This is a genomic window from Roseovarius gaetbuli, assembly GCF_900172365.1.
Classification (GTDB): domain Bacteria; phylum Pseudomonadota; class Alphaproteobacteria; order Rhodobacterales; family Rhodobacteraceae; genus Roseovarius; species Roseovarius gaetbuli.
Genome location: NZ_FWFJ01000008.1, coordinates 84377 through 109011, shown reverse-complemented (window position 1 = coordinate 109011; position 24635 = coordinate 84377). Strand labels below are relative to the sequence as shown.

Below are 24635 nucleotides of genomic sequence, written 5' to 3'. Positions count from 1 at the left end.
AATCTCTCTGTCTGTCAAAGGTGAATGGGGTTGGCCTTGGCCAGACGGTCAAATTGCATCAGCGTGCTGATCAGGGCGGGCATCTGCGCCAGCGGGATCATGTTGGGCCCATCGGACGGCGCGGTATCGGGCGCTTCGTGGGTTTCGATAAAGACCGCAGAGATGCCAAGCGATACGGCGGCGCGCGCCATCACGGGGGCAAATTCGCGTTGTCCGCCGCTACTGCCTCCCATGCCGCCGGGTTGTTGCACCGAATGGGTCGCATCCATCACCACCGGATAGCCGGTGGCGGCCATTTGCGGCAACCCGCGCATATCGGTCACAAGGGTGTTGTAGCCAAAAGATGTGCCGCGTTCGGTCAGCATGATCCGGGTGTTGCCGGTGCTTTCGATCTTGGAGATAACATTGGGCATATCCCAGGGCGCGAGAAACTGACCCTTCTTGACGTTGATCACCGCGCCGGTTTCGCCCGCCGCGATCAAAAGATCGGTTTGGCGGCACAGAAACGCCGGAATTTGCAGGACATCAACCACCTCGGCCACAGGGGCGCATTGATCGGGCAGGTGAATGTCGGTCAGCACGGGTATGCCAAACGCCTCCTTGACCGATTGCAGCACCTTCAGGCCCTCGTCAACGCCAAGCCCGCGTTTGCCCGAGAGAGAGGTGCGGTTGGCCTTGTCAAAGCTGCCCTTGAAAATGAGCTGCGCGCCGAAGGCGGCGCAGGCCTCTTGCAGGGTGCCCGCGATCATCTGGGCGTGATCCGCAGATTCAAGCTGGCAAGGCCCGGCAATCAGCGTCAGGGGCCGATCATTGGCTATTGCAAGCCCGTTCAGTTCGATTGTTTTCATCTTTAGGACGATACCTGTTCGCGCAACACAGAGGCGGTGAGTGAGATCATCAGGTAGATACCAGAAAAGATCAGGAAGGCCAGTATCGTGTTTTCAAAGGAGCGCGGATAGGAAGCATCCTGCGAGGCAAGGGGGCGCACGCTCACAGTCAGATAGCGGACCTGCTTGTTGGCCTCGACTTCGGACTGTCGCTTGGCCTCAAGCGCGGATTGCAGCACCAGGTCAGAGGTCGCAAGGTCGGCCTGCGCCATCTGGATCGCGGCGGTTTTGGATGCCAGAGAGCTGCCGCCTTCGGCAGCCTCGGTGAGGCGGGCCTTTTGCCTGGTAAGCTCGTCCTGAAGGATCTGAATCTCGCTCTCAAGCGCCGCGACCTTCGCGCGGTTCGGCCGCGCGTTGTTGAGTTGGACGCTGAGGGCCAGCTGCTTTTCCTGCATTTGCAGCTCGACCGTGCCGATCAGGCTGCGGATGCCGGCAATCTCGCCTTCGGGGTCAAGAATGCTGCCTTCTTGCAGGGAGACAAGCATCTGTTGGGCGGCGCGACGGTCGGCCTTGGCCTGCTCCAGGCTTTCGATGGCGGTTTTGACCGCATCCTGGCGTTTTTCCTGGCTAAGTTCGTCAACGCGCTCTTCGGCATAGGTGATCAGATGCTCGGAAAACTCGGCGCTGACCGCCGGGTCCGCAGTAGAGACCTCCATGCGGATCACGCCTTCGGTGGGGTCATAGCCAAGTTTGACGTATTTCTTGTAAAGACCGTAGGCGTCTTCGTTGCTTGCGTCCGCTTCGAGGCGTTGCAGCGGATCGATCCAGGGCTGGCTGAAATGCGAGCGAAAGCCGACGTCGCCGTCAAGCCGGAGCATCGCATCCTTGGATTGCAGGTACTCCTGCGTGGCAATCGCATCCTGGCCGGTGGCGAACTGGCTTGGCAGCAGGCCGCCAAGGCCGCCGCCACTGCCGCCGCCGTCGGCAGACAGGATCAAAAAGGCGGATTTGGTCGAATACATCGGCGTGGCGATGGCATAGAAATAATACCCCACGACGATGGTCGGCAGCATCACGAAGGCCATCAGCCGCGACATCAAAAGCATAAGCTTGCGACGGCGGCGCCGCCCGATATCGCGTTGGATCGCCATGATCTCTTCGGCGCGGCGGTCGGCCGGGCTCAGGTCGGTGCTGGGCAGGGTCTGGCGCGCCATCGGCATGGTCTGGGGCAGCTGAACGCGTTGATTTGGCGCCGCGCCGCCCGCTGCGGCATCGGACGTGTCCTCTGGCGTGGCCTGAGGGCGCCCGTCGGTGGCCACAAGTTCAAGAATATTGGCGCGCTGGAACGGATCAATGCCGCGCACCCGCAACAGGCGCACCGCATCGAAATCCGAGGTTGGGGCAAGCCCGTGCTTTTGCGCCATGCGACGCGCCATGCGCAGTTGACGACCAGTCAGACCCTCTTTGCGAATTTCGTCAATCGTCTGGGCGCTGCCCATTTCGCGTGCGGATGAAACCTGACCCCTGCGTGATTCCGACGCGGCGGTATCGGTTTGGGCATCCGGGGTCGGAACGTCGGTGGCAGGATGTTCAGGTGCCATAGCTCTCTGCGTCGGCGCGCCCGTGGGGGCGCCGGTTCTGGCCTGCGGCGCGGGGGTGCTGCGACGGATGCGGAATTTTCTAGCCTTGGGTTTCGTAGTCATAAAGGTGCTTCGCCTCTTCCAAGGTATCAAACATATAAAGCTGCCCGCCCATCAAAACCGCAGCAGAGCGGGCGAATTTTTCGAGAGTCTCGGGTTGGTGTGATACGATGATCACGGTCGTGGTGCGCAAACGCTCTTTCAGGATTTCGCCGGCCTTGCGGTTGAATTCAACATCGGTCGAGCCGGGCATGCCCTCGTCGATCAGGTACATATCGAAATCAAGCGCCAGCAGCAGCGAAAAAGTGAATCGCGCCCGCATTCCAGAAGAATAGGTGCCAAGCGGCTGGTCGAAATATTCGCCAAGATTGCACATCCAGCGGCAGAACGACTCGATGTAATCGGGATCAAGCCCGTAGAGCCGGGCAATATAGCGCGAATTTTCAAGCGCCGACAGTCGGCTGATCACACCGCCCATGAACCCCAGAGGAAAGGAAATGCGACAGCCGCGCCGAATTTCGCCCTCATCGGGCTTTTCCAGGCCCGCCATCATGTTGATCAACGTGGTCTTGCCGGTGCCGTTGGGGGCAAGAATGCCAAGGCTGCGGCCAAGTTCGACGCGAAACGACACCCGGTCAAGGATTACCTTGTGCTGGGTGCCTGTCCAGAAGGACTTGCTTACATTTTCGAACTCGAGCATTAATTCGCCCCGGTTTCACACTGCTCCCCCGTTCTAGCGGGGTTTTATTAACGACGGCTTAGTCACGTTTTGTACGCATTATGGCCGATCTTGCCGGATCATGCCAATGAAACGCGGCGATTTTATGCCGCAGGCGAAAAAAAATGCAAGGCGCGGCTGTGATCGTTGCGCCCGGGTGACGCCGGGGTGATTTGCCGACCCAATCGGCAAGGGTATGATTGCCCCGAGGGCCGGGCTGGGCTAGGGACGATGCATTGTCACGTGCCAGAGAAGTCCCATGAGCCATATTAGCCATATCGAACTGGATGATGCCAACCTGCCGCCGCCCACGCCCGAGATCGAGCAGGAGCGCAAGGTGGCAATGTATGACCTGATCGAGGAGAATACCTTTGATCTGCCTGCGCGCGATGATCGCGCGGTGCCGGGTGGCCCCTATCGTGTTGCGCTTTCGATCCGTGACAAGCGGCTGGTGTTCGATATCCGCACCGAGGCCGAGGAAATAGCCGCCGAATTTCATCTTTCGCTGAGCCCGTTCCGCCAGGTGGTCAAGGATTACTGGTCGATCTGCGAAAGCTATTTCGATGCGGTCAAGAACATGCCCCCAAGCCAGATCGAGACCATCGACATGGCCCGTCGCGGCATTCACAACGAGGGGGCCCGGGTTCTGGCCGAGCGGCTTGAAGGCAAGGCCGAGATCGACAATGACACCGCGCGCCGCTTGTTCACGCTGATCTGCGTGCTGCATTTCGGGAGCTGAGGGCATGCCCGACCCGCTGCCGCAATCGGTTCTGTTTTGCTGCGATCACAATGCCGTCCGCTCGCCCATGGCCGAGGGGATCATGAAGAAATTCTATGGCACCGGCACTTATGTGCAATCGGCGGGTGTCAAAAGTGACATGGAAATCGACGGGTTCAGCATCGCGGTCTGTCGCGAAATCGGGGTCGAGCTTGACCGCCACCGCACCCGGAGCTTTGACGAGATGGAACAATGGGGCGACGATCTGTCGTCGTTTGATGTCATCGTCGCCCTGAGCCCGGCAAGCCAGCGGCGCGCGCTCGAGCTGACGCGGTTTTTCCATCTTGATGTCGTTTATTGGCCGATCATGGACCCGACCGGACTTGCTCAGACCCGCGAGGCCCGGCTAGAGGCCTATCGAAAAACCCGCGATCAGATCATCGGTCACCTGCAAGAGCGGTGGGGACCGCCCGGAGAAGAGTTATGAACAGCACCATCAAAGCCTATTTCGATGCTTTCAACCGCGGTGATGTGCCGGCCATGCTGGCCTGTTTGTCCGATGACGTGGCCCATCACGTCAACGAGGGCAAGGTGCGCACCGGCAAGGACATGTTCCGCGACTTTTGCAAACATATGAACCGCTGCTATCGCGAAGAGCTGACCGATATGGTGATCTTTGACGCCGAGGGCGGCACCCGCGCGGCGGCGGAATATATCGTCAACGGCACTTACCTTGAAACCGACGAGGGCCTGCCCGAGGCGAAGGGCCAGACCTATTGCTTGCCGGCGGGATCGTTTTTCACGCTCAAGGATGGGCTGATCACGCGGGTGGTGACCTATTACAATCTTGCCGATTGGACGGCACAGGTGTCTTGATCCGGGTTGCGCGGCTGACCGGGGCGGCGCTTGGCGCGGCGCTGCCGGATGTGGCGGCGCTTCGGATCGCGGTGTTTCGCGACTTTCCCTATCTCTATGACGGCGACCTTGCCTATGAGGAGCACTATCTTCAGACCTATCGCGAGAGCGACGACGCCATTCTCGTCGGCGCCTATGATGGCGCGCGCCTTGTCGGCGCGTCGACCGGCACCCCGATGGAGGATCACGCCAGCGATTTCGCCGCCGCCTTTGAAGGGCGGGGCATTGCGTTGAACGAGATCTTTTATTGTGCCGAAAGCGTTCTGTTGCCCGAATATCGCGGGCAGGGGATTGGGCATCGCTTCTTTGACGCGCGCGAGGATCATGCCCGCGCGCTCGGGCGCAGCCACTCTGCCTTTTGCGGGGTTGTGCGCCCTGCCGATCACCCGCTTCGCCCCGAGGGATACCGCCCGCTTGACGGGTTCTGGCGCAAACGGGGGTATGCGCCGCTTGCGGGGACGGTCGCAACGTTTCGCTGGAAGGACATTGACCGGGGCGAAGAGAGCGAGCATGCGCTGCAATTCTGGATGCGCGCGCTCTGAGACTTATGCTAATTGTGCCACTTTTCGTAAAATTGACGAAGTTTAGCTGGCAAATGGACATATGCCTTTGCTACTCAGGGTTGGCCGGGGGGCAAATTCAGGGAACGTGAAAGATGACACGCCTTTTTGCCTTCGCCCTTGGCGCGATCATGGCTTTGACAACAACTGCGCATGCTGAGGGCCGTCAGCGGCTTGGCTATGGGCGGCTGATCACCAACGACCTTATCGGCGACACCTATGACCGCTGGCGCACAGGGACTTATGCCTCAAGTCGGGTTTGGGGCCCTGAATGGCAGGGGCAGGCACCGGATGGCTTTGGGCAACTGCTCGAATTCCGCTTTAATGGCGAGATCATCGCGCCGGAAAATCTTGCCGGACCGTCACCGGTTGATCGCCCCTATGTGGGCGCGCTGTCATTTGGTCTGCACACGCATTTTCAGCCGCAACAGATCGACTATGCCGTCGGCGCCGATCTTGTGGTCACCGGGCCGCAAACCGGGCTAGATGATTTTCAGGACTTTGTGCATGATGTGCTGGGCGGGCGGAAAATTTCCCCGCAGGTGCGCCGCCAACAGCTTGGCAACAACGTCTTTCCGCGCCTCGTTGTCGAGGCCGGTCGCGAGTTCGAGGTCGGGCGCGCCCACATTCGCCCCTTTGGAGAGGCCCGCCTTGGCGTAGAGGATATGATCCGCGCCGGGGCCGATATCAGCTTTGGCCGGGTTGGCCAGGGCGAGTTGATGATCCGCGAACCGACCACCGGACAACGCTATCGCGTGGTGCAAAATCCGTTCAAGGGTTATGCGTTCGTGGTTGGCGGTGACATCGCCTATGTCGACCGTAGTGAATACCTGCCTGCCAGCAGCGGCATCGTCCTGACCGAAGAGCGCGCCCGCGTGCGCGCCGGTCTGCATTGGGAAAACGCCACGGGAACGAATGCGTTTTACGGTCTGACATGGTTGAGTGAGGAGTTTGAGACACAACGCAGGGGTCAATTCGTTGGTTCCGTGCGTCTAAGGCTCCAATTCTGACAAATTCGCCAATCGGGGGGTTTTCAGACTGATTCGTCTTTGTTAAGCTTTTGTTAATAAAAAAACGATGAGGCAGGCAGTAGGGTTATGGGGACGGGCTTTCGTGGCACGTTCGTCATCTCCTGGTCGCAAACGAAGTTAGATGGTCTGAGATCTGCACCCGTGCAGTCGCTTTCGGTCGGGGTCACGTGGTCCTGGCAGGGCGATACCGTGCGGGTAGATGGGCCAAATGAATTGCTGCGACTCGAGATGTCGGATGGCGAAGCCGTGAACCGCAAACGTGCGGCACGGATGGTGCGGCGCCTTGTGGGCGCGGCAATGAACAACACACGCGACCTGGATCGGGTCGAGGTGGCAGACCCCCTTATGGATATCGGGTTCGTCGTAACCGACGGCACGCGCAGCTATACGGTGACGCTCATCGAAGTCGGCGGCGGCGCGCCGTTGTTGATGTTCCACAATGATATTCCGCCGGTCGGGCGCGAAATGTGGGTGGTGCATCACTCTTTGGAAGGGATGCGCGGGGCCTCGACCGGGGCGGGTAGCGGCGGGGTGATCTGTTTCACCCCCGGGACACGGATCGAAACCCCCGATGGGCCGCGCCTTGTGGAAGAGCTGCGCGAAGGCGACCGGGTGCAGACCAAGGATAACGGCGCCGAGGAAATCCAATGGATCGGCAGCCGCCGCATGACCGGCGCACGCCTCTTTGCGATGCCCAAGCTGCGGCCGATCCGGCTCCGGGCCGGGGCGCTTGGCATTGACCGTCCGGATGCGGAATTGCTGGTCTCGCCCGAACACCGGCTTTTGGTGCAGGGCGATGTGGCGCGGGCCTTGTTCAACACGACCGAAGTTCTGGTAATGGCGCGTGATCTTGTCAACAATGACACGGTGACGGTCGATCTTTCATCGCGCGAGGTGACCTATGTTCACCTCTTGTTGCCCTGTCATCAGATCCTCTGGGCCAATGGCGTGGAAACCGAAAGCTTCCATCCCGCCAGTGCCGCGCTTTCGACCCTGTCGGAGGCGGACCGCGAGCGCTTGCTTGCGCTCAATCCCAACCTTGAATTCGAACCCCACCTTTATGGCGGCTTTGCACGGCGCTGTCTGAACGGCTCTGAGGCGGCGATTCTTGCCTATGAGGCGGCTTGAGGCCAGGCGCTGAACGGGGGCCTTGCCCTCTGCCGGGTCTGGGGCGTTATTTTTGAGTATTTATGCCAAGAAGAAGCCCCTGTCTGAGTGGTTGACAGCAGGGTTTGGCCCTGTATAAGCGCGACTTCATTGGTGTTGGTGGCCCCTGCAAGGGGATGCCTGTCGGGACCCTGTCGAAAGATAAGGCCAAAGGACAACGCCCTTCATCGCTGTCCATGCCCCGAAAAGTGGGAACCGGTTTTCGGATCAGGTGTGGAAGCTCTTAAATCGAAGGAGATCAGCCGTGACAAAACGCACGTCTGCCAAGTACAAAATTGACCGCCGCATGGGCGAAAACATTTGGGGCCGCCCCAAGTCGCCCGTCAATCGCCGTGAATATGGCCCCGGCCAGCACGGTCAGCGCCGCAAGGGCAAAGTCTCTGACTTTGGTCTTCAGCTGCGCGCCAAGCAGAAGCTTAAAGGCTATTACGGCGATCTGACCGAAAAACAGTTCCGTCGCATCTTTGCCGAGGCCGAGCGTCTTAAGGGCGATACCGGCGAGAACCTGATTGGTCTGCTTGAGCGCCGTCTTGACGCGGTTGTGTACCGTGCCAAATTCGTTTCCACCATGTTTGCGGCACGCCAGTTCGTGAACCACGGCCATGTGAAGGTGAACGGTCAGCGCGTGAACATCCCCTCGTACCGTGTAAAAGAGGGTGACGTGATCGAAGTACGTGACCGTTCCAAGCAGATGACTGTCCTGCTGGAAGCCGTTCAGCTGGCCGAGCGCGACGTTCCTGATTACGTCGATGCGGATCACTCGAAGATGGTTGCCACCTTCGTGCGCCAGCCGGGCCTGTCGGATGTGCCGTATCCGGTCCTGATGGAACCGAACCTCGTTATCGAATTCTACGCGCAGAACTAAGTTTTCTGCATATGTGTCAGAGGCCGCGACGGGAAACCGCCGCGGCCTTTTTCGTTTCGTACTGGTCAACTGTGAGTGCCAAAGCTAGAACGTCGCTTGGGAGATTTTTGATATGACCAAGATTATACCGCAGCCGGGCATTATGGAGATCGCGCCTTACCAGGGGGGCGCATCGCATGTTGAGGGCATGACCAATGTGGTCAAGCTCAGCTCGAACGAGAATCCGTTTGGCCCTTCTGAGGCGGCCAAGGAGGCGTTTCGCAAGGCGGCCTATGAATTGCATCGCTATCCCTCGACCGATCACGCCGACCTGCGCGCCGCGATTGGCGAGGTGCATGGGCTTGACCCAGAGCGGATCGTTTGTGGTGTCGGCAGCGATGAGATCATCTCGTTTCTGTGCCAGTCCTACGCCGGGCCGGGCGATGAGGTGATCCACACCGAGCACGGCTTTGCCATGTACCGGATCAGCACGCTGGCCAATGGCGCGACCCCCGTCGAGGTGCGCGAGCGCGAGCGGGTGACCGATGTGGATGCGATCCTCGCGGCCTGTAACGAAAATACCCGGCTGGTGTTCATCGCCAACCCCAACAACCCGACCGGCACGATGGTCGGCGAGGCCGATCTTGCGCGGCTGGCCGCGAACCTGCCAGAGCGGGCGCTCTTGGTGATTGATGGCGCTTACGGCGAATATGTCGAGGGCTATGACAGTGGCGCATCGCTTGTCGAGGCGCGCGAGAACGTGGTGATGACGCGCACCTTTTCAAAGCTTTACGGGCTTGGCGGGTTGCGCGTCGGTTGGGGCTATGGGCCGCAGCATGTGGTGGATGTGCTCAACCGGGTGCGCGGGCCGTTCAACCTTAGCCATGCGGCGCTTGTCACCGCCGAGGCCGCGGTGCGCGATACCGACTGGGCCGCGAAATGCCGCGATGACAATACCCGCATGCGCGCCTGGCTTGCCGAGGCCCTGGCGGGCTATGGCGTGGCGTCGGATACCTCGACCGGGAATTTCATCCTGGCGCGGTTTGCCGATCGCGCCGAGGCCGAGGCCTGTGACGCGCATCTGCAATCCGAGGGCCTTATTGTGCGCCGGGTGGCGGGGTATAACCTGCCGCATTGTCTGCGCATCACGGTCGGTGACGAGCCAAGCTGTCGCCGGGTGGCGCATGCGATTGGCCAGTTCATGGGCCGGGCACGATGAGCGTGATCTATGAGCGCGTGGCGCTGATCGGGCTTGGGCTTATTGCCTCGTCGATGGCGCATGCGATGCGACGCGCGGGTGTGGCGGACGAGATCACCGGCTTTGCCCGCTCGGCCGAGACACGTGATGTGGCGCGCGACATCGGGTTTTGCGACCGCGTCTGCGACAGTGCCGCTGAGGCCGTCGCAGGGGCCGATCTTGTGGTGCTGTGTGTGCCCGTCGGCGCGATGGGGGCGGTGGCCGCCGAGATCGCGTCAGCCCTGAAGCCCGGCGCAACGCTAAGCGATGTCGGATCGGTCAAACGCGCGGTGATCGACGCGGTGGCGCCGCACCTGCCAGAGGGCGTGCATTTTGTGCCCGCCCATCCGCTTGCGGGCACCGAGCATTCGGGGCCGAGCTCGGGTTTTGCAGAGCTGTTTGACAACCGCTGGTGCCTGATCGTGCCGCAGGAGGGCAGTGATCGCGCGGCCGTGACCCGGCTTGAGAGTTTCTGGCAGGCGCTTGGCGCGCTCACCGATGAAATGGACGCGGATCATCACGACCTTGTGCTGGCCGTGACAAGCCACGCGCCGCATCTGATTGCCTATACGATGGTCGGCGTGGCCGATGATCTGCGTCGGGTGACCGACAGTGAGGTGATCAAGTACTCCGCCGCCGGCTTTCGCGATTTTACCCGGATCGCGGCCAGTGACCCGACCATGTGGCGCGATGTGTTCCTGAACAACAAGGACGCGACGCTTGAAATTCTGGGGCGCTTTACCGAGGAATTGTTTGCCTTGCAAAGGGCGATCCGGATTGGCGATGGTGATCACCTGCATGCCTATTTCACCCGCACGCGGGCGATCCGGCGCGGCATCATCGAGGCCGGGCAGGACACCGATGCGCCCGATTTTGGCCGGGCGCGCAAAGCATGAGGCGGCTGGCCCTGAGCCTTGCGATCGGGCTAAGCGCCCTGGCGACGGGATGCGGGCGCGGCGACGATCAAACGGTGAGCAGCAACAGCGGCGGCGGATTGTGTGGCCGACCGGGCCTTGCCGGTCAGGTCATCGGCCCGGTCAGCAATCCGGTTGCGGGCTGTGGCTCTTCTCATGCGATCCGGCTTGAGGCGGTGGGCGCGATCCGGCTGAGCCAGTCGGCGACGATGGATTGCCCGACGGCGCGCGCGCTTGAAACATGGGTGACCAAAAGTGCCGTTACAGAGGTCGGGCGTATGGGCGGCGGGTTGAGCGGCCTGCGCGTCGTGGCGCATTACGCCTGCCGGACGCGCAACAACCGGCCCGGCGCGCGGATTTCCGAGCATGGCCGGGGCAAGGCGATTGATATCGCCGCGCTGCAATTGCGCGACGGCTCGGAAATTTCGGTGCTGAGCGATTGGGGGCAGGGGCCGCGTGGCCGGGTTCTGCGCCAGACGCACAGGGGCGCCTGCGGGCCGTTCGGCACCGTGCTTGGCCCCAAATCGGACCGCCATCACCAGGATCATTTCCATTTTGACACCGCATCGCATCGTGGCGGGCCCTACTGCCGCTAGAGCATGCTGCTCAAAAGTGGGGACCGGTTTTGAGCGTCTCGAATATGCGACACCTTCCAGGCGGTGGATTGGTCGGGCTGTCGGTCTGAGGGGCAGGCGGCGGGGGGCGCTGCCCCCCGAACCCCCCGGGATATTTAAGGCAAGAAGAAGCCGGGATATCAGCGCAGGCGCAAAAGCGGGGCGGGGCCGAGTGGGATCGGGCCGAGCATGACGCGACCGTTGCGCAGGTTGAGCGGGATATCGAGGGTTTGCGGATTGCCCGCCATTTGCGCCATCATCGAGAGGCCGGATTCGAGGGTCTTGAGCATCGACTCTGGCAGGGCGCCCGAGGCGACAGCAAGATCAAGGATGTCGCGCCAGTTGCGGGCCTTGATGGTAATCTCGCCGGTGGGTTGGCCGGTGGCATCGACCGAGACTTCGCCCGCCGCCTGAAGATGAAGCTGGCCCCAAGTGGCATCGGCGAGGTCGAGCTTGATATGGGTCGGCTGGGGGCGCGCGTCCTCGATGGCGCTGCGATCCCAGGGTTTGTCGAAGCTCACGGTCAGATCGGCGCGCACCCCGGCAAGCTGTGTCGGCAGGGTGTTTTTCGGATCAAGCCGGGCGCGCCACGGGGTTGAGGGGCTCAGGCCCTCGGCGGCAAGGCCAAGCCGATAGGTGGCCTCGCCGTTGCGTTCGGCGGCGAGGGTCAGCGTGGTGAGCGCGGTTGTCTCATCCGGGCGCATTTGCGGCGCCACGCGCAGGAATTCGGTGGTCAGGGTCGCGCGCTCGGGGGCAAGGGCTGTGTTTGGGGCCAGCACAAGACTGGCGCGCATATCGGTGCTCTGAACGCGGAACTTTTCCTGGGGCGTCGCGATCAGCTGATCGTCGGGCCAGACGGCGATAACGTGATTGGGGCGATAGCTCAGCGTCAGGATCTGAAAAAACGGGGCCTCCCAGGCCAGGCCGGTATCGGGGTCGGCCAGGGTGAGATCGCTAAAGCTTGTGTCAAAGCGATTGGGAAAGCCCTGAACCGAGAGATCAGAGGTTTCGGCCACCCAGCCCTCGGCGCGGCGGGCGTCAAACCATTGGCCGAATGCCTGTTGCAAGCCCTGTTGGCCGACAAACCAGTAGCCCGACCAACCCAGTGTGGCGATCACGATCAACGTCAGCAATGCTCTCATGCGCAAGCGCCCCTTTCATGCCCTGTTGGGATGGTGTTTATAGGGGCAAAAGCACGAGGAACAGCAAAATGACAATGTGGGTGTTTGGCTATGGATCGCTGGTCTGGAACCCCGGTTTCGAGGCGCAGGACCGGGTGATCGCAAGCCTTCCCGGCTATCACCGGAGCTTTTGCATGCGCAGCATCCACCACCGGGGCACCGATGAAAATCCCGGCCTTGTTCTCGCGCTGGACGAGGCGCCGGATGCGGTCTGTCATGGGGTCGCCCTGTCGGTGGCGCCGGACAAGGCGGATGAGGTGCTTGAATACCTGCGCGAACGCGAGCTGATCTCGTCGGCCTATCTTGAGAAGGTGCTTGAGATCGAGCTTGCCGATGGGCGGCGTGTCGAGGCGGTGACCTATGTGATCGACGCCGATCACGTGCAATATTGCGGTGGTCTGGACCTTGAGGAACAGGCCGGCATCATCGCCCGCGCGGTTGGCGGACGCGGGCCAAACACCGAATATCTCTATAATACCGCCGACCATCTGGATCAGCTCGGGATCATGGATCGCGACCTTGACTGGCTGGTGCGGCGGGTGCGTCACTTGGCTGGATAAATCCTTGGCTTGTTAAGCCTTAACGCGTAGGGTTGGGCCAATAATTCAAGTGTCGGGAGCGTCCAGATGGACCAGCCGGACCGCGAGGTCGAGCCACAGTTTTCACATCCCGTCCGCCAGATCGTGCTTATGGTGCTCGTTCTGGGGCTGACGGGGCTTGGCGCGTTTGTCGCCTTGCCGCGGGTTTTGCCTGTGTTTCAGGCCAATCCCTGGCTGAACGGCTTTATCGTATTCGTCTTTCTGATCGGGGTCGTGGCCTGTTTCTGGCAGGTGTTTCAGCTGATCGGCTCGGCGCGCTGGATCGAGGGCTTTGTTGCCCGGACACCGGGGCATGAGCTAACCAAACCGCCGCAATTGCTGGCGCCGCTGGCGACGATGCTGCGCTCGCGTGGCAAGCGGATGCAGATCGCCTCGACCTCGGCGCGCTCGATCCTTGACTCGGTTGCACAGCGGATCGACGAGGTGCGTGATATCACGCGCTATATCGTCAACATGCTGATTTTCCTTGGGCTTTTGGGGACGTTCTATGGTCTGGCAACGACCGTTCCCGCCGTTGTCGATACCATCCGAAGCCTCGCACCGCAAAATGGCGAAGGCGGGGTCGAGGTGTTCAACCGCCTGATGACCGGGCTTGAGGCCCAGTTGGGCGGCATGGGCGTGGCGTTTTCCTCGTCGCTTCTGGGGCTTGCGGGATCGCTTGTCGTGGGGCTGTTGGAGCTGTTCGCAGGCCACGGTCAGAACCGGTTTTACCGCGAGCTTGAGGAATGGATGTCGACGATCACCCGCGTTGGCTTTGCCAGTGGCGAGGGCGAGGGCGGCGGCGAAACCGACGCCATGACCCATGTGCTTGACCATATGGCCGATCAGATGGACAGCTTGCAGGCGGTGATCACCCAATCGGACGTGAGCCGGGCGATGGTCGATCAAAAACTTGGCGTTCTGGCGGATTCAATCGAGCGGCTGACCCATCGGATGAGCGACAGCAACCCGGTGCAAAGCGCGCTCATGCGGATGGCCGAGGGGCAAGAGCGCCTGATCCAGGCGCTGGAAAATCGCGAGACTGGGCCCAGCGAAGGCCTTGACGCCGAAAGCCGGATGCGGCTGCGCTCGATCGACGTGCAGATGTTGCGCATTCTCGAAGAGATAAGTGCCGGACGCCAGGAAACCATGACCGAGCTGCGCACCGATCTTGCCGCCCTGACGCGGGTGCTCAATCAGGGGCGCCCGGTGCCCGAGCGCCGCTCGCGGCCGTTCGTGTCGCCTTTTGATCCGGACAAGACCGGGGAGATCTGAGCATGGGCCTGTCACGGCGCACCGGAGCACGGTTTCAGGGCTCGATCTGGCCGGGTTTTGTCGATGCAATGACCGGGCTTTTGCTGGTCCTGATGTTCGTGCTGACGATCTTTATGGTGGTGCAATTTGTCCTGCGTGAAGAGATCAGCGGTCAGGCCACCAAGCTTGACGCGCTTGGCGCCGAGGTTGCGGCGCTGTCGCGCGCGCTTGGGCTTGAACGGGATCGCAGCACCGATTTGCAGGACCGTGTTGGCACATTGACAGCGACCTTGGGCGAGGCGCGCGCAGAGCAACAGGAACAAGCCACGCTGATCGACACGCTGCGCGCGCAAACGGCGGCCCAGACCGCAGCGCTTGGTGAGGCGCAGACCCGGATCGCCAGCTTTGAAGAACAGGTCGCGGGCCTGTTGTCAGAGCGCGAGCGCGCCGAGGGCCAGATTGCCGATCTTGAGGGAGCGCGCGACACGCTTTTGTCCGAACAAGAGACCCTGCAACTGGCGCTGGCGGGCTTGCGCAACGAGGTTGATGCTCAGGCCGAGGCCGCGCGCCTTGCCGCCGCGCGCCGCGAGGCGCTTGAGGCCCTCGCAGAGGATTTACGCCGCCAGAATGCCGAAACCGAGGCGACGCTTGGCCAAGAGGTGGCCGCGCTAGAGGCAGAGTTAAGTGAGCAGGAACAGACCCGCCTGGCCGAGGCCGCCGCCGCAGAGGCCCTGCGCGCGCGACTTGCCGGGGCGCAGGCCGAGCTGACCTCGATGACGCTGGCGCTTGAAGAGCAACGCAAGCGCGCCGAGGAAACGCTGACCCTGTTGGCCGCCGCCGAGGATGCGCGCGCGGACCTTGATAATCAGTTGGTCGCGGCGCTTTTAGCGCAAGACGAGGTGGCCACGCGCCTTGAGGACCGCGAGACCACGCTTGCCGAGAAAGATGCAGAGATCGGCGGTTTGAAAACCGAACTGGCCGAGGCCCGAAGCGGGCAGGCCGAGGTTAGCGATACCCTCGGAGCAACGCAGGACGACCTTGCGCGCGCAGAGGCGAGGGTGAGCGAGCTTGGACAGGCATTGGCCCGCGCCCAGGCGGAGGTTGAGGCCGCCAAAGGCGAGGCGATGGATGCCGAAGAGGTGCGCCGACAGTTGACGGCGGCGCTTGCGGCCAAGCTTGCGGCGCAAAATCAGGCCGAGGCCCAGATGAGCACAGCAGAGGAGCGCGCCACCCTTTTGGCCGAGGCGCGCCGTCGCCTGGCGGATCAGCAAGAGCTGGCCAGCGAGGCGCAAAAGCAACAGGCCCTTCTCAATCAACAGGTCGCCGCCCTGCGCCAACAACTTTCGGGGATTCAAGCCTTGCTTGATGATGCCAAGGTGCGCGAGGCCGCCAGCGAGGTGCAGCTTCAATCGCTTGGCAACGAGTTGAATACCGCATTGGCCCGTGTTGCAGCAGAGGAGCGCCGCCGTCGCCTGCTGGAAGAAGAAAAACTTCGCCTTGCCGAGGCCGAAAAAGAGAACCTTGAAAAGTATCGCTCCGAGTTTTTCGGGCGCCTGCGCGATCTTCTGGGCCAACAAGAGGGCGTGCGCATCGTCGGGGATCGGTTCGTGTTCTCGTCAGAGGTGCTGTTTGCGCCGGGCGAAGCGCGGTTGTCGCCTGCCGGGGCGGGAGAGATTGCCAAGGTGGCGGGCATCCTGCGCAATGTCACCGATGACATCCCCGAGGGCATCGACTGGGTGCTGCAGGTCGATGGGCATACGGATAATGTGCCGCTGATCGGCGGCGCGGCTTTTGCGGATAACTGGGAGTTGAGCCAGGCGCGAGCGCTTTCGGTGGTGCGCTATCTGGTGGGCGCGCTCGGCTTTCCGCCGGATCGCTTGTCGGCCAATGGCTTTGGGGAATATCAGCCGATCAATCCCGCCGACACCCCAGAAGCCCGCGCCCAGAACCGGCGGATCGAACTCAAGCTGACCGGGAAATAGGCAGGCGGGGGGGTCAGGGAGCGACGATGATCTCCGCGTGGCGCAGCGCCAAAACCTCTTGCCCGCGTTGCAGGCGGACATAGCCGCGATAGGCCCCGGCGGGCCAGCCCCCGGGAGGGGCCTTGCGGCCAAAGGCACGGAAAATCTGGGCCTTGGGATCATCAAGCGTGATGTCCTGGCGAAAAATCTCACCATCTGGGCCTTGGGCCGTAAAGATAAGCAGGTCGCCGGGCTCGGCGTAAAACGCATGACCATAAAGCACCAGCGGTTGATCAGGCTTGGCCGTGGCGGCGCGCGCTGCGCCGGATTTCACGGCGCCAAAGCCCGGGACGGTGGTTGAAAACCCGGCCGTAAACAGCCCCGCGCGATGATAGGTAGGCGCGCTGTCCCAAAGGCCGGTGCCGCTCGCCGTGCCACAGGTGTTGCGATCCTCGGGGTTGAACGGGTCGACAACCTTGCCATCCTTGAGCACGCCGATATGGACATGGGGCACATTGGTCAGACCGCTTAACCCGACCTCACCAAGAACCGCGCCGCGCTCAAGCTGATCGCCTTTGCGCACCTGAACCGAGCCGCTCTTCATGTGACAGTAAAGGGTTTGCCAGCCGTCCCCGTGATCAATGCGCACGGCATTGCCGCATTCGCGGCCCTTGATGCTGTCTCGGGTGTTGGGGGTAACGGGTTGGTCGGGAACACCGTCACGGGTTGCGGCCACCACGCCGGGGGCGGCGGCAAGAACGTCAACACCAGCGGTCATCGCGTCAAAGGACAACAGCACAATGTCGGTGCCGCGGTGGGCATCGCGGCTTTTGAGGCCACACATGAAGTCGTGTTGTCCGGGGCCGGGATCGGCATCGACATAATCTTCGATATAACAGGTTTTGCCGGGCTCACAGTCAATCGGAAGGCCAAGCCGTGGCGCGTCTGCGGCGGCCACGGGGGCCGCCGCAAGTATCAGTGTCGCCAGTGCAAAGGCCGACCGGCGCATCACTCAGCGGTGAGCAGCGGCGGCTTTTTCTTGCCCGACAGGCGGCGCGCGACGGGGCCTTCGACTGTGAGGTCGATCTTGCCGTCCTTGACGCCAACTTTGACGACGCCGCCCTTGGCAAGCTTGCCGAACAAAAGCTCCTCGGCCAGCGGCTTTTTGATATGCTCCTGAATGACACGGCCAAGCGGGCGGGCGCCCATCTTGTCGTCATAGCCGCGATCCGCAAGCCAGGCGGCCGCCGGTTCGGTCAACTCGATGGTCACGTCGCGATCCATAAGCTGTGCCTCAAGCTGAAGCACGAACTTCTCGACCACTTTAAGGATCACCTCCTTTGGCAGGGCGCCGAACGAGATGACCGCATCAAGACGGTTGCGGAATTCCGGCGTGAAGGTACGCTCGATCGCGGCGGTGTCTTCACCCTCGCGGCGGTCGCGACCAAAGCCGACAGCCGATTTCGCCTGTTCAGAGGCCCCGGCGTTCGAGGTCATGATCAGGACCACGTTGCGGAAGTCGACGGTGCGGCCGTTGTGATCGGTCAGCGTGCCGTGGTCCATGACCTGAAGCAGGATGTTGAACACATCGGGATGCGCTTTTTCGATCTCGTCAAGCAGCAGCACGCAGTGGGGATGCTGATCGACGCCATCGGTCAAAAGCCCGCCCTGATCAAAGCCGACATAGCCCGGAGGCGCACCAATCAGACGCGAAACGGCGTGCTTTTCCATGTATTCCGACATGTCAAAGCGGAGCAATTCCACACCAAGCGAATCCGCAAGCTGTTTGGCGACCTCGGTTTTGCCGACACCGGTGGGACCGGCAAAGAGATAGTTGCCAATCGGTTTTTCCGGCTCGCGTAGACCTGCACGCGACAGCTTGATTGCCGAAGACAGCGCCTCGATCGCGGTATCCTGACCAAACACCACGCGCTTGAGCCCGGCTTCGAGATCCTTGAGAACCTCGGCGTCGTTCTTGCTGACATTCTTGGGTGGGATGCGGGCGATTTTCGCAACCACATCCTCGATCTCTTTCACACCGATGCTCTTTCGGCGTTTCGAGGCGGCCAGAAGATGTTGCGCGGCACCGGCTTCGTCGATGACGTCAATCGCCTTATCGGGCAACTTGCGGTCATTGATATAGCGCGCCGAAAGATCAACCGCAGAGCGGATGGCGTCATTGGTGTATTTGACGCTGTGATGATCCTCAAAATAGGGCTTGAGGCCTTTGAGAATTTTCACCGCATCCTCGACCGTCGGCTCTGCCACGTCGATTTTCTGGAACCGGCGCGCAAGGGCGCGGTCCTTTTCGAAATGCTGGCGGAATTCCTTGAAGGTGGTCGAGCCCATGCAGCGAAGCTTGCCGCCCTGCAAGGCCGGCTTGAGCAGGTTCGAGGCATCCATCGCGCCGCCAGATGTGGCGCCGGCACCGATCACGGTGTGGATTTCGTCGATGAACAAAACCGCGTCGGGGTGTTTTTCCAACTCGGTCACCACCGCCTTGAGCCGCTCTTCAAAGTCGCCGCGATAGCGGGTTCCGGCCAGAAGCGCGCCCATATCGAGCGAAAAGATGGTGGTTTTCGAGAGAACTTCGGGGGTTTCGCCCATGATGATCTTATGCGCGAGGCCCTCGGCGATGGCGGTTTTGCCGACGCCGGGATCGCCCACCAGAAGCGGGTTGTTCTTGCGGCGGCGACACAACACCTGAATGCAGCGCTCAACCTCTGAATCGCGACCGATCAGCGGGTCAATATCGCCCGAACGCGCCTTTTCGTTGAGATCGACACAGTATTTCGCAAGCGCGGATTCACCGGCCTCGACCGCGTCGGATTCGCCGTGGGTCTTGGCGCCCTCGTCATCAAGGTTGCTGGCCCCGCTCAGCGGGCGGGATTCGCCGTATGCCGGGTCCTTGGCAACACCGTGGGCGATGAAGTTCACCGCATCATAGCGCGTCATATCCTGCTCCTGCAGGAAATAGGCGGCGTTTGATTCACGCTCGGCAAAGATCGCGACCAGAACATTGGCCCCGGTCACCTCGGTGCGGCCCGAAGATTGCACGTGGATCGCGGCGCGCTGGATGACGCGCTGGAAGGCGGCGGTCGGCACCGCCTCTGATCCGTCGATATCGGTGACCAGATTGGCAAGGTCGTCGTCGATGAATTCCACCAGGGTGGTGCGCAATTCTTCGGTGTCGACGCTACAGGCCTTCATCACGCGCGACGCGTCAGGCTCGTCCACAAGGGCGAGCAACAGGTGTTCCAATGTGGCAAATTCATGCTGCCGCGCATTGGCCAGCGCCAAAGCGGCATGGATTGCTTGTTCCAGTGTGGTCGAGAATGAAGGCACGATGAGTGCTCCTTCTGATCTGGGGTGGGGCGGTATCACCCCATCCTTGGCCTCATAGTCTTAAAGTTTGGTCGATAGCGGCCATCCTTCAAGGCTTTTTTTGTAAAACCGGCTCACTTTTCGTTATACCGGCTGGTTTTTTGATCACGATACCGTTCAAAAGCGGTCTTTTCGGGTTCGGATCTCGGCGAAGACAAGGGCAGGGTCCTGCCCGGTCATGCCAAGATTGGCCTGAACGCCCGGATCGGTGGCGCGTAAAAAGGGGTTGGTGGCCAGTTCTTCGGCCAGGGTTGAGGGGACAGTTGGTTGGCCTGCGGCGCGCGCGGCGTCGATCGCCTTGGCTCTTGATATAAGTGCCGGATTGTCCGGATCAACGCTTAGGGCGAATTTTGCGTTGGCCTGGGTATATTCATGCCCCGAGCAGACGGTTGTTTCAGGCGGGAGCGCGGCCAGCTTGCACAGGCTTGCATACATTTGCGCCATCGTGCCCTCGAAGACCCGGCCACAGCCAAGCGCCATGAGGCTATCGGCGGTGAACACCACGGCACTCTCGGGGAAATGCACCGCGATATGGCCGACGGTATGGCCCGAGACATCCATCACATGACCGGTTTCGCCGCCAAGCGTGATCGTGTCGCCTTCGCTCACGGCCAGATCAAGCGGCGGCAGGCGATGCGCGTCGGCGGCGGCGCCGATCACCTGTGCCGACGCGGCGGCCAGCAATTCGCCAAGGCCCTGGGTGTGGTCGGCGTGGTGGTGGGTCAAGAGAACATGGCTCAGCACCCAGCCCGTGTCGGCAAGCGCCGCAAGGATCGGGGCCGCCTCGGGCACGTCGATGGCCATTGTTTCACCCGTGCCCGGTTCATGCGCAAGAAAGGCATAGTTGTCCGAGAGGCAGGGAATGGTCAGGATTTGCAAAGTCATGGTCTTTTCCCAAATGCCGGTTACTGTTAGATTTGAGAGTGACCGATCTTTGCCGGGGCCGCAATGCATCTGGACGTGCAGGACCTACGAAATTTTTATTACCGAAGCACCCTTGGGCGCGCGGTTCAAAAGGCTGTGCGTGCCGAAGTCGCCGAATTCTGGCCCGAGGCAAAGGGCCAGACGGTTTTGGGCTATGGATTTGCGGTGCCGTTCCTGCGCCCTTATCTTGCCGATGCGCGCCGGGTGGTCGGGTTTATGCCCGCGCCGCAGGGGGTGATCGGTTGGCCGCAGGGCATGCCGAATATCTCGGTGCTGTGCGAAGAAACCATGTGGCCGATTGAAACCGGGCATGTGGACAAGCTCTTGGTGGTGCATGGGCTTGAGACCTCGGAACAGCCGGGCGCGGTGCTGGAAGAATGCTGGCGGGTGCTTGGGCCGGGGGGATCGGCGTTGTTTATCGTGCCGAACCGGGCCGGGCTCTGGTCGCGCAGTGACCGCACGCCGTTCGGCTTTGGCCGACCCTATAGCCAGACACAGCTTGAGACCGAGCTTAAGTCGCACAACTTCCTGCCCGAGCGCCACGCAACCGCCCTTTATCAGCCGCCGTCGACCAAGCCGTTCTGGCGCAAGACGGCCGGCATGTGGGAGAGCATGGGTGCAAAGCTTTCGGTGGTGGCGGCGGGCGGCGTCTTGATGGTCGAGGCGACGAAGCGCGTGCAGGCGCCAAGTGGGCCGGGCCTGCGCGACAAGGTACGCAAACCCCTCGGGGTTCTGGCGCCGCAACCCAAGGCCAAGCCGGTTTAGACGCGGGCAGGCGCGTGGGTTTCACCCACCCTACACAGGGGGACAGGTCGGGCTTGTTGCGTCCGGAGTGCCATTTCGAAGGGCGATTTCAACTGATAGCGGTAACGAAAGACGCGCGATTCAGTGGGGGTTTGGAGTGGGGAATCGCTAAATGTTGCGAAAAAGTGATCTTTTTAGACGGGCAAAATGCGCGCAATAGGTCGCACCCCCCTTAAGTATATGAAATCATGCGGTATTCATTCGTATACAATGATTTCCGCGCGGCTTGCTAGGTTGGCAAGGCACTGCTATACCGCAGCCGAATTTCGGTGTTTCTTAAATATCATCGCACGCAAACGTCCCCGGAAGCGGCCAAGTGAGGCTTGCCAAACCGGGGCCAGACAATCGGAAGGGTGGACGTGTCCGAACCAGCTTCGATCTCCTCCGGCATCGCCGAGCGCTATGCCACCGCTATTTTCGGGATTTCGAAAGAGAGTAAATCTCTGGCGAAACTTGAAACCAACCTTAACGATCTGGCGCAGGCGCTGGATGACAGTGCCGATTTGCGCGCGTTGATCAGCTCTCCGGTTGTGACACGTGACGAGCAGGGCGCCGCAATGGCCGCCATTGGCAAGAAAATGAAACTTGTTCCCGAGATGCAGAACGGCCTTGGGCTGATGGCTGAAAAGCGTCGCCTGTTCGTTCTTCCCCAGCTGGTCGCCCAGCTGCGCGCGATGATCGCCGAGGACAAGGGTGAGGTGAGTGCCGAAGTGACCAGCGCCAAGGCGCTGACCAAGGCACAAGCGGACAAACTGGCCAAGACGCTGAAAGAGCGTGTGGGCAAGGACGTCAAGATCAATGCGACCGTCGATGAAAGCCTCATTGGCGGTCTTGTCGTTAAAGTGGGCTCGAAGATGATCGACACGTCGATCCGCTCCAAGCTCGATTCCCTCCAGAATTCAATGAAAGAGGTCGGATAAATGGGTATCCAAGCAGCAGAGATTTCTGCGATCCTTAAGGACCAGATCAAGAATTTCGGTCAAGAGGCCGAAGTGGCCGAAATCGGCCGGGTTCTTTCGGTCGGTGACGGTATTGCGCGCGTTCACGGTCTGGACAATGTGCAGGCCGGCGAGCTGGTCGAATTCCCCGGTGGCATCATGGGGATGGCGCTTAACCTTGAGGCCGACAACGTCGGCGTCGTGATCTTCGGGTCCGACCGCGAGATCAAGGAAGGCGACACCGTCAAGCGCACCAAGTCGATCGTCGACGTTCCGATCGGTGACGGTCTTCTGGGTCGCGTTGTTGACGGCCTTGGCAACCCGCTTGACGGCAAGGGCCCGATCAAAAGCGATACGCGCGGCCTGGCCGACGTGAAAGCGCCGGGCATCATCCCGCGTAAATCAGTTCACGAGCCGATGGCGACCGGCATCAAGTCGGTTGACGCGATGATCCCGATTGGCCGTGGCCAGCGCGAACTTATCATTGGTGACCGTCAGACCGGCAAAACCGCTGTGGCGCTCGATACCATCCTGAACCAGAAGGTCTATAACGAGGCCGCTGGCGACGACGAAAGCAAAAAGCTGTACTGCGTCTATGTTGCGATCGGCCAGAAGCGGTCGACCGTGGCACAGCTGGTGAAGAAGCTGGAAGAAAGCGGCGCGATCAAATATTCGATCGTTGTTGCGGCAACCGCCTCTGATCCCGCGCCGATGCAGTTCCTCGCGCCCTATTCGGCGACCGCGATGGCCGAGCATTTCCGCGACAACGGCCGTCACGCGCTTATCGTTTATGATGACCTTTCCAAACAGGCCGTTGCCTATCGTCAGATGTCGCTTCTTCTGCGTCGTCCGCCCGGCCGCGAAGCCTATCCTGGTGACGTTTTCTATCTTCACTCCCGCCTGCTCGAGCGTTCGGCCAAGCTGAACGAAGAAAACGGTTCGGGCTCGCTGACGGCTCTGCCGATCATCGAAACCCAGGGCGGTGACGTGTCTGCGTTTATTCCGACCAACGTGATCTCGATCACCGACGGTCAGATTTTCCTTGAAACCGAACTGTTCTATCAGGGCGTTCGCCCGGCTGTGAACACCGGTCTGTCGGTCTCGCGGGTTGGCTCTTCGGCGCAAACCAACGCGATGAAATCCGTCGCCGGTCCGGTGAAACTTGAGCTGGCGCAGTATCGCGAGATGGCCGCCTTTGCTCAGTTCGGCTCTGACCTTGATGCCTCGACACAGCAGTTGCTGAACCGTGGTGCGCGTCTGACCGAGCTGATGAAGCAGGCCCAGTATTCGCCGCTGACCAATGCTGAAATCGTCTGCGTGATCTATGCCGGTACCAAAGGGTATCTGGACAAGATCGGTGTCGATCAGGTGGGTCGTTTCGAGGCTGGTCTGCTTGGCCACCTGCGCGGCAAGCATGCCGATCTGCTGGCGTACCTCACCAAGGAAGATCCCAAGATCAAGGGTGAGGCCGAGGATAAGATCAAGGCCGCGCTGGACGAATTCGCCGCTGACTTCGCTTAAGGGGAGATAAGGCAATGCCGAACCTCAAGGACCTTAAAAACAGGATCGCGTCGGTCAAATCGACCCGCAAGATCACAAAGGCCATGCAAATGGTTGCCGCGGCGAAACTTCGCCGCGCGCAGGAGGCTGCCGAACAAGCACGTCCTTATACAGAGCGGTTCAATGCCGTGATGGGTAAGCTGGCGGCATCAGTGGGCGACGCGGAAAACGCGCCGGTCCTGTTGCGCGGCACGGGCGAAGACAAGGTGCATCTGCTGGTTGTCATGACCGCCGAACGCGGGCTTTGTGGGGGCTTCAACTCCAATATCGCAAAGCTTGCCAAGGCACATGCCACGGATCTGCTGGCCGAAGGAAAAACCGTCAAGATCGTGACCGTGGGCAAAAAAGGCCGCGACGCGATGAAACGGGAATATGGCCAGTATTTCGTGGATCATGTCGATCAGTCCGCCATGAAGCGCGTTGCCTATGCAGACGCGCAGGGTGTGGCGGCGAGTGTGCTGAAGAGTTTTGACGCCGGCGAATTCGACGTCGCGAAAATCTTCTTCTCGCGCTTTGAGAATGTGGTCAGCCAAATCCCGACCATGCAGCAGATCATTCCTGCTGATGTGAGCGATGCGGCAGAGGCGGCCGATACCGGCACGTTCTATGATTACGAGCCCGACGAGCAGGCGATCCTTGCGGACCTTCTGCCGCGCGGTGTTGCGACGGCCATCTTCAGCGCGATGCTGGAAAACGGCGCGTCGGAGCAGGGCGCGCGGATGTCCGCCATGGATAACGCGACACGCAACGCGGGTGAGATGATCGACAAGCTGACAATCGAGTATAACCGCTCGCGTCAGGCCGTGATCACGAACGAGCTTATTGAAATCATTTCGGGCGCGGAAGCGCTTTAAGAAAACCGGAGA

24 protein-coding genes are annotated in these 24635 nt (G+C 61.1%); 17 read left to right on the top strand and 7 right to left on the bottom strand.

Going from position 1 to position 24635, the window contains the following annotated elements; translation table 11 throughout:
* Window positions 1–14 precede the first annotated feature (14 nt).
* Genes kdsA through ROG8370_RS06280 form a run of 3 tightly spaced genes read right to left on the bottom strand, consistent with a single transcriptional unit; the run spans window position 15 to window position 3167 of the window.
* Window positions 15–848: a 3-deoxy-8-phosphooctulonate synthase gene (gene kdsA, locus ROG8370_RS06290; protein WP_085826224.1), complete on the bottom strand. Its 834-nt coding sequence runs from the start codon at window positions 846–848 to the stop codon at window positions 15–17.
* 2 nt (window positions 849–850) lie between these two features.
* A complete protein-coding gene (locus ROG8370_RS06285) occupies window positions 851–2530 on the bottom strand; it encodes a KpsE/RkpR family capsule polysaccharide export protein (RefSeq protein ID WP_085826223.1) in 1680 nt (559 codons plus the stop codon).
* Window positions 2508–3167 carry an ABC transporter ATP-binding protein gene (locus tag ROG8370_RS06280; RefSeq protein WP_085826222.1) on the bottom strand — a complete coding sequence of 220 codons (660 nt, stop codon included), beginning with the start codon at window positions 3165–3167 and terminating at the stop codon, window positions 2508–2510. Before ROG8370_RS06280 ends, ROG8370_RS06285 begins: the two co-directional genes overlap by 23 nt.
* Window positions 3168–3444: 277 nt before the next feature.
* Between ROG8370_RS06280 and ROG8370_RS06275 the strand changes: the two genes are divergently transcribed.
* The 10 genes from ROG8370_RS06275 to ROG8370_RS06230 all read left to right on the top strand — a co-directional run bounded on the left by ROG8370_RS06275 (window position 3445) and on the right by ROG8370_RS06230 (window position 11167).
* Window positions 3445–3924: a UPF0262 family protein gene (locus ROG8370_RS06275; protein ID WP_085826221.1), complete on the top strand. Its 480-nt coding sequence runs from the start codon at window positions 3445–3447 to the stop codon at window positions 3922–3924.
* Between the two features lie 4 nt (window positions 3925–3928).
* The gene (locus ROG8370_RS06270) at window positions 3929–4390 is read left to right on the top strand and encodes an arsenate-mycothiol transferase ArsC (protein ID WP_085826220.1); all 462 of its coding nucleotides are present in this window, start codon (window positions 3929–3931) and stop codon (window positions 4388–4390) included.
* Window positions 4387–4779, top strand: a complete 393-nt coding sequence (locus ROG8370_RS06265) for a ketosteroid isomerase-related protein (RefSeq protein ID WP_085826219.1) — start codon at window positions 4387–4389, stop codon at window positions 4777–4779. Before ROG8370_RS06270 ends, ROG8370_RS06265 begins: the two co-directional genes overlap by 4 nt.
* Entirely contained in the window at window positions 4776–5360 is a 585-nt protein-coding gene (locus ROG8370_RS06260) for a GNAT family N-acetyltransferase (RefSeq protein ID WP_085826218.1), read from the top strand. Before ROG8370_RS06265 ends, ROG8370_RS06260 begins: the two co-directional genes overlap by 4 nt.
* 113 nt (window positions 5361–5473) lie before the next feature.
* Window positions 5474–6388, top strand: a complete 915-nt coding sequence (locus ROG8370_RS06255; RefSeq protein WP_085826217.1) for a lipid A-modifier LpxR family protein — start codon at window positions 5474–5476, stop codon at window positions 6386–6388.
* A gap of 87 nt (window positions 6389–6475) precedes the next feature.
* A complete protein-coding gene (locus tag ROG8370_RS06250; RefSeq protein WP_085826216.1) occupies window positions 6476–7537 on the top strand; it encodes a Hint domain-containing protein in 1062 nt (353 codons plus the stop codon).
* Window positions 7538–7820: 283 nt separating this feature from the next.
* Window positions 7821–8441: a 30S ribosomal protein S4 gene (gene rpsD, locus ROG8370_RS06245; RefSeq protein WP_085826215.1), complete on the top strand. Its 621-nt coding sequence runs from the start codon at window positions 7821–7823 to the stop codon at window positions 8439–8441.
* 112 nt (window positions 8442–8553) lie between these two features.
* Entirely contained in the window at window positions 8554–9639 is a 1086-nt protein-coding gene (gene hisC / locus ROG8370_RS06240) for a histidinol-phosphate transaminase (protein WP_085826214.1), read from the top strand.
* On the top strand, window positions 9636–10553 hold the full coding sequence (locus tag ROG8370_RS06235) for a prephenate/arogenate dehydrogenase family protein (RefSeq protein ID WP_085826213.1): 918 nt from the start codon (window positions 9636–9638) through the stop codon (window positions 10551–10553). Before hisC ends, ROG8370_RS06235 begins: the two co-directional genes overlap by 4 nt.
* Window positions 10550–11167, top strand: coding sequence for an extensin-like domain-containing protein (locus ROG8370_RS06230; protein WP_085826212.1), 618 nt, complete (start codon window positions 10550–10552; stop codon window positions 11165–11167). The genes ROG8370_RS06235 and ROG8370_RS06230 overlap by 4 nt, the downstream gene beginning before the upstream one ends.
* A gap of 158 nt (window positions 11168–11325) precedes the next feature.
* Here ROG8370_RS06230 and ROG8370_RS06225 read toward each other — a convergent pair whose 3' ends face one another.
* Window positions 11326–12327: a DUF2125 domain-containing protein gene (locus ROG8370_RS06225; RefSeq protein WP_085826211.1), complete on the bottom strand. Its 1002-nt coding sequence runs from the start codon at window positions 12325–12327 to the stop codon at window positions 11326–11328.
* A 68-nt stretch (window positions 12328–12395) separates the two neighbouring features.
* Between ROG8370_RS06225 and ROG8370_RS06220 the strand changes: the two genes are divergently transcribed.
* The 3 genes from ROG8370_RS06220 to ROG8370_RS06210 all read left to right on the top strand — a co-directional run bounded on the left by ROG8370_RS06220 (window position 12396) and on the right by ROG8370_RS06210 (window position 16180).
* Window positions 12396–12926 carry a gamma-glutamylcyclotransferase gene (locus ROG8370_RS06220; RefSeq protein WP_170925186.1) on the top strand — a complete coding sequence of 177 codons (531 nt, stop codon included), beginning with the start codon at window positions 12396–12398 and terminating at the stop codon, window positions 12924–12926.
* A gap of 66 nt (window positions 12927–12992) precedes the next feature.
* On the top strand, window positions 12993–14219 hold the full coding sequence (locus ROG8370_RS06215) for a biopolymer transporter ExbB (protein ID WP_085826209.1): 1227 nt from the start codon (window positions 12993–12995) through the stop codon (window positions 14217–14219).
* A gap of 2 nt (window positions 14220–14221) precedes the next feature.
* Window positions 14222–16180: a peptidoglycan -binding protein gene (locus tag ROG8370_RS06210; protein WP_085826208.1), complete on the top strand. Its 1959-nt coding sequence runs from the start codon at window positions 14222–14224 to the stop codon at window positions 16178–16180.
* 13 nt (window positions 16181–16193) lie between these two features.
* Here the strand turns inward: ROG8370_RS06210 and ROG8370_RS06205 are convergent, their stop codons facing one another.
* The 3 genes from ROG8370_RS06205 to gloB all read right to left on the bottom strand — a co-directional run bounded on the left by ROG8370_RS06205 (window position 16194) and on the right by gloB (window position 20428).
* Window positions 16194–17117, bottom strand: coding sequence for a M23 family metallopeptidase (locus ROG8370_RS06205; RefSeq protein WP_245827224.1), 924 nt, complete (start codon window positions 17115–17117; stop codon window positions 16194–16196).
* Window positions 17118–17167: 50 nt separating this feature from the next.
* The gene (gene clpA, locus ROG8370_RS06200; protein WP_085826206.1) at window positions 17168–19504 is read right to left on the bottom strand and encodes an ATP-dependent Clp protease ATP-binding subunit ClpA; all 2337 of its coding nucleotides are present in this window, start codon (window positions 19502–19504) and stop codon (window positions 17168–17170) included.
* A gap of 156 nt (window positions 19505–19660) precedes the next feature.
* Entirely contained in the window at window positions 19661–20428 is a 768-nt protein-coding gene (gloB, locus tag ROG8370_RS06195) for a hydroxyacylglutathione hydrolase (RefSeq protein ID WP_085826205.1), read from the bottom strand.
* 63 nt (window positions 20429–20491) lie between these two features.
* On the opposite strand from gloB, the gene ROG8370_RS06190 reads away from it, so the two are divergent.
* The 4 genes from ROG8370_RS06190 to ROG8370_RS06175 all read left to right on the top strand — a co-directional run bounded on the left by ROG8370_RS06190 (window position 20492) and on the right by ROG8370_RS06175 (window position 24623).
* Window positions 20492–21232, top strand: coding sequence for a class I SAM-dependent methyltransferase (locus tag ROG8370_RS06190; RefSeq protein WP_085826204.1), 741 nt, complete (start codon window positions 20492–20494; stop codon window positions 21230–21232).
* 392 nt (window positions 21233–21624) lie between these two features.
* Complete coding sequence (locus ROG8370_RS06185) at window positions 21625–22191, top strand: F0F1 ATP synthase subunit delta (RefSeq protein WP_085826203.1); 567 nt, start codon at window positions 21625–21627, stop codon at window positions 22189–22191.
* Window positions 22192–23730 carry a F0F1 ATP synthase subunit alpha gene (gene atpA, locus ROG8370_RS06180; protein ID WP_085826202.1) on the top strand — a complete coding sequence of 513 codons (1539 nt, stop codon included), beginning with the start codon at window positions 22192–22194 and terminating at the stop codon, window positions 23728–23730.
* 14 nt (window positions 23731–23744) lie between these two features.
* Complete coding sequence (locus ROG8370_RS06175) at window positions 23745–24623, top strand: F0F1 ATP synthase subunit gamma (protein ID WP_085826201.1); 879 nt, start codon at window positions 23745–23747, stop codon at window positions 24621–24623.
* Window positions 24624–24635 lie beyond the last annotated feature (12 nt).

What these genes read in the sequence shown, in the direction of transcription:
- ROG8370_RS06280 (WP_085826222.1), bottom strand. Translation starts at nt 3,167, where the DNA reads ATGCTCGAGTTCGAAAATGTAAGCAAGTCCTTCTGGACAGGCACCCAG.
- ROG8370_RS06255 (WP_085826217.1), top strand. Translation starts at nt 5,474, where the DNA reads ATGACACGCCTTTTTGCCTTCGCCCTTGGCGCGATCATGGCTTTGACA.
- ROG8370_RS06215 (WP_085826209.1), top strand. Translation starts at nt 12,993, where the DNA reads ATGGACCAGCCGGACCGCGAGGTCGAGCCACAGTTTTCACATCCCGTC.
- ROG8370_RS06270 (WP_085826220.1), top strand. Translation starts at nt 3,929, where the DNA reads ATGCCCGACCCGCTGCCGCAATCGGTTCTGTTTTGCTGCGATCACAAT.
- ROG8370_RS06285 (WP_085826223.1), bottom strand. Translation starts at nt 2,530, where the DNA reads ATGACTACGAAACCCAAGGCTAGAAAATTCCGCATCCGTCGCAGCACC.
- ROG8370_RS06250 (WP_085826216.1), top strand. Translation starts at nt 6,476, where the DNA reads ATGGGGACGGGCTTTCGTGGCACGTTCGTCATCTCCTGGTCGCAAACG.
- ROG8370_RS06230 (WP_085826212.1), top strand. Translation starts at nt 10,550, where the DNA reads ATGAGGCGGCTGGCCCTGAGCCTTGCGATCGGGCTAAGCGCCCTGGCG.
- ROG8370_RS06225 (WP_085826211.1), bottom strand. Translation starts at nt 12,327, where the DNA reads ATGAGAGCATTGCTGACGTTGATCGTGATCGCCACACTGGGTTGGTCG.
- atpA (WP_085826202.1), top strand. Translation starts at nt 22,192, where the DNA reads ATGGGTATCCAAGCAGCAGAGATTTCTGCGATCCTTAAGGACCAGATC.
- ROG8370_RS06190 (WP_085826204.1), top strand. Translation starts at nt 20,492, where the DNA reads ATGCATCTGGACGTGCAGGACCTACGAAATTTTTATTACCGAAGCACC.
- kdsA (WP_085826224.1), bottom strand. Translation starts at nt 848, where the DNA reads ATGAAAACAATCGAACTGAACGGGCTTGCAATAGCCAATGATCGGCCC.
- ROG8370_RS06265 (WP_085826219.1), top strand. Translation starts at nt 4,387, where the DNA reads ATGAACAGCACCATCAAAGCCTATTTCGATGCTTTCAACCGCGGTGAT.
- ROG8370_RS06175 (WP_085826201.1), top strand. Translation starts at nt 23,745, where the DNA reads ATGCCGAACCTCAAGGACCTTAAAAACAGGATCGCGTCGGTCAAATCG.
- ROG8370_RS06220 (WP_170925186.1), top strand. Translation starts at nt 12,396, where the DNA reads ATGACAATGTGGGTGTTTGGCTATGGATCGCTGGTCTGGAACCCCGGT.
- hisC (WP_085826214.1), top strand. Translation starts at nt 8,554, where the DNA reads ATGACCAAGATTATACCGCAGCCGGGCATTATGGAGATCGCGCCTTAC.
- gloB (WP_085826205.1), bottom strand. Translation starts at nt 20,428, where the DNA reads ATGACTTTGCAAATCCTGACCATTCCCTGCCTCTCGGACAACTATGCC.
- ROG8370_RS06275 (WP_085826221.1), top strand. Translation starts at nt 3,445, where the DNA reads ATGAGCCATATTAGCCATATCGAACTGGATGATGCCAACCTGCCGCCG.
- ROG8370_RS06235 (WP_085826213.1), top strand. Translation starts at nt 9,636, where the DNA reads ATGAGCGTGATCTATGAGCGCGTGGCGCTGATCGGGCTTGGGCTTATT.
- ROG8370_RS06210 (WP_085826208.1), top strand. Translation starts at nt 14,222, where the DNA reads ATGGGCCTGTCACGGCGCACCGGAGCACGGTTTCAGGGCTCGATCTGG.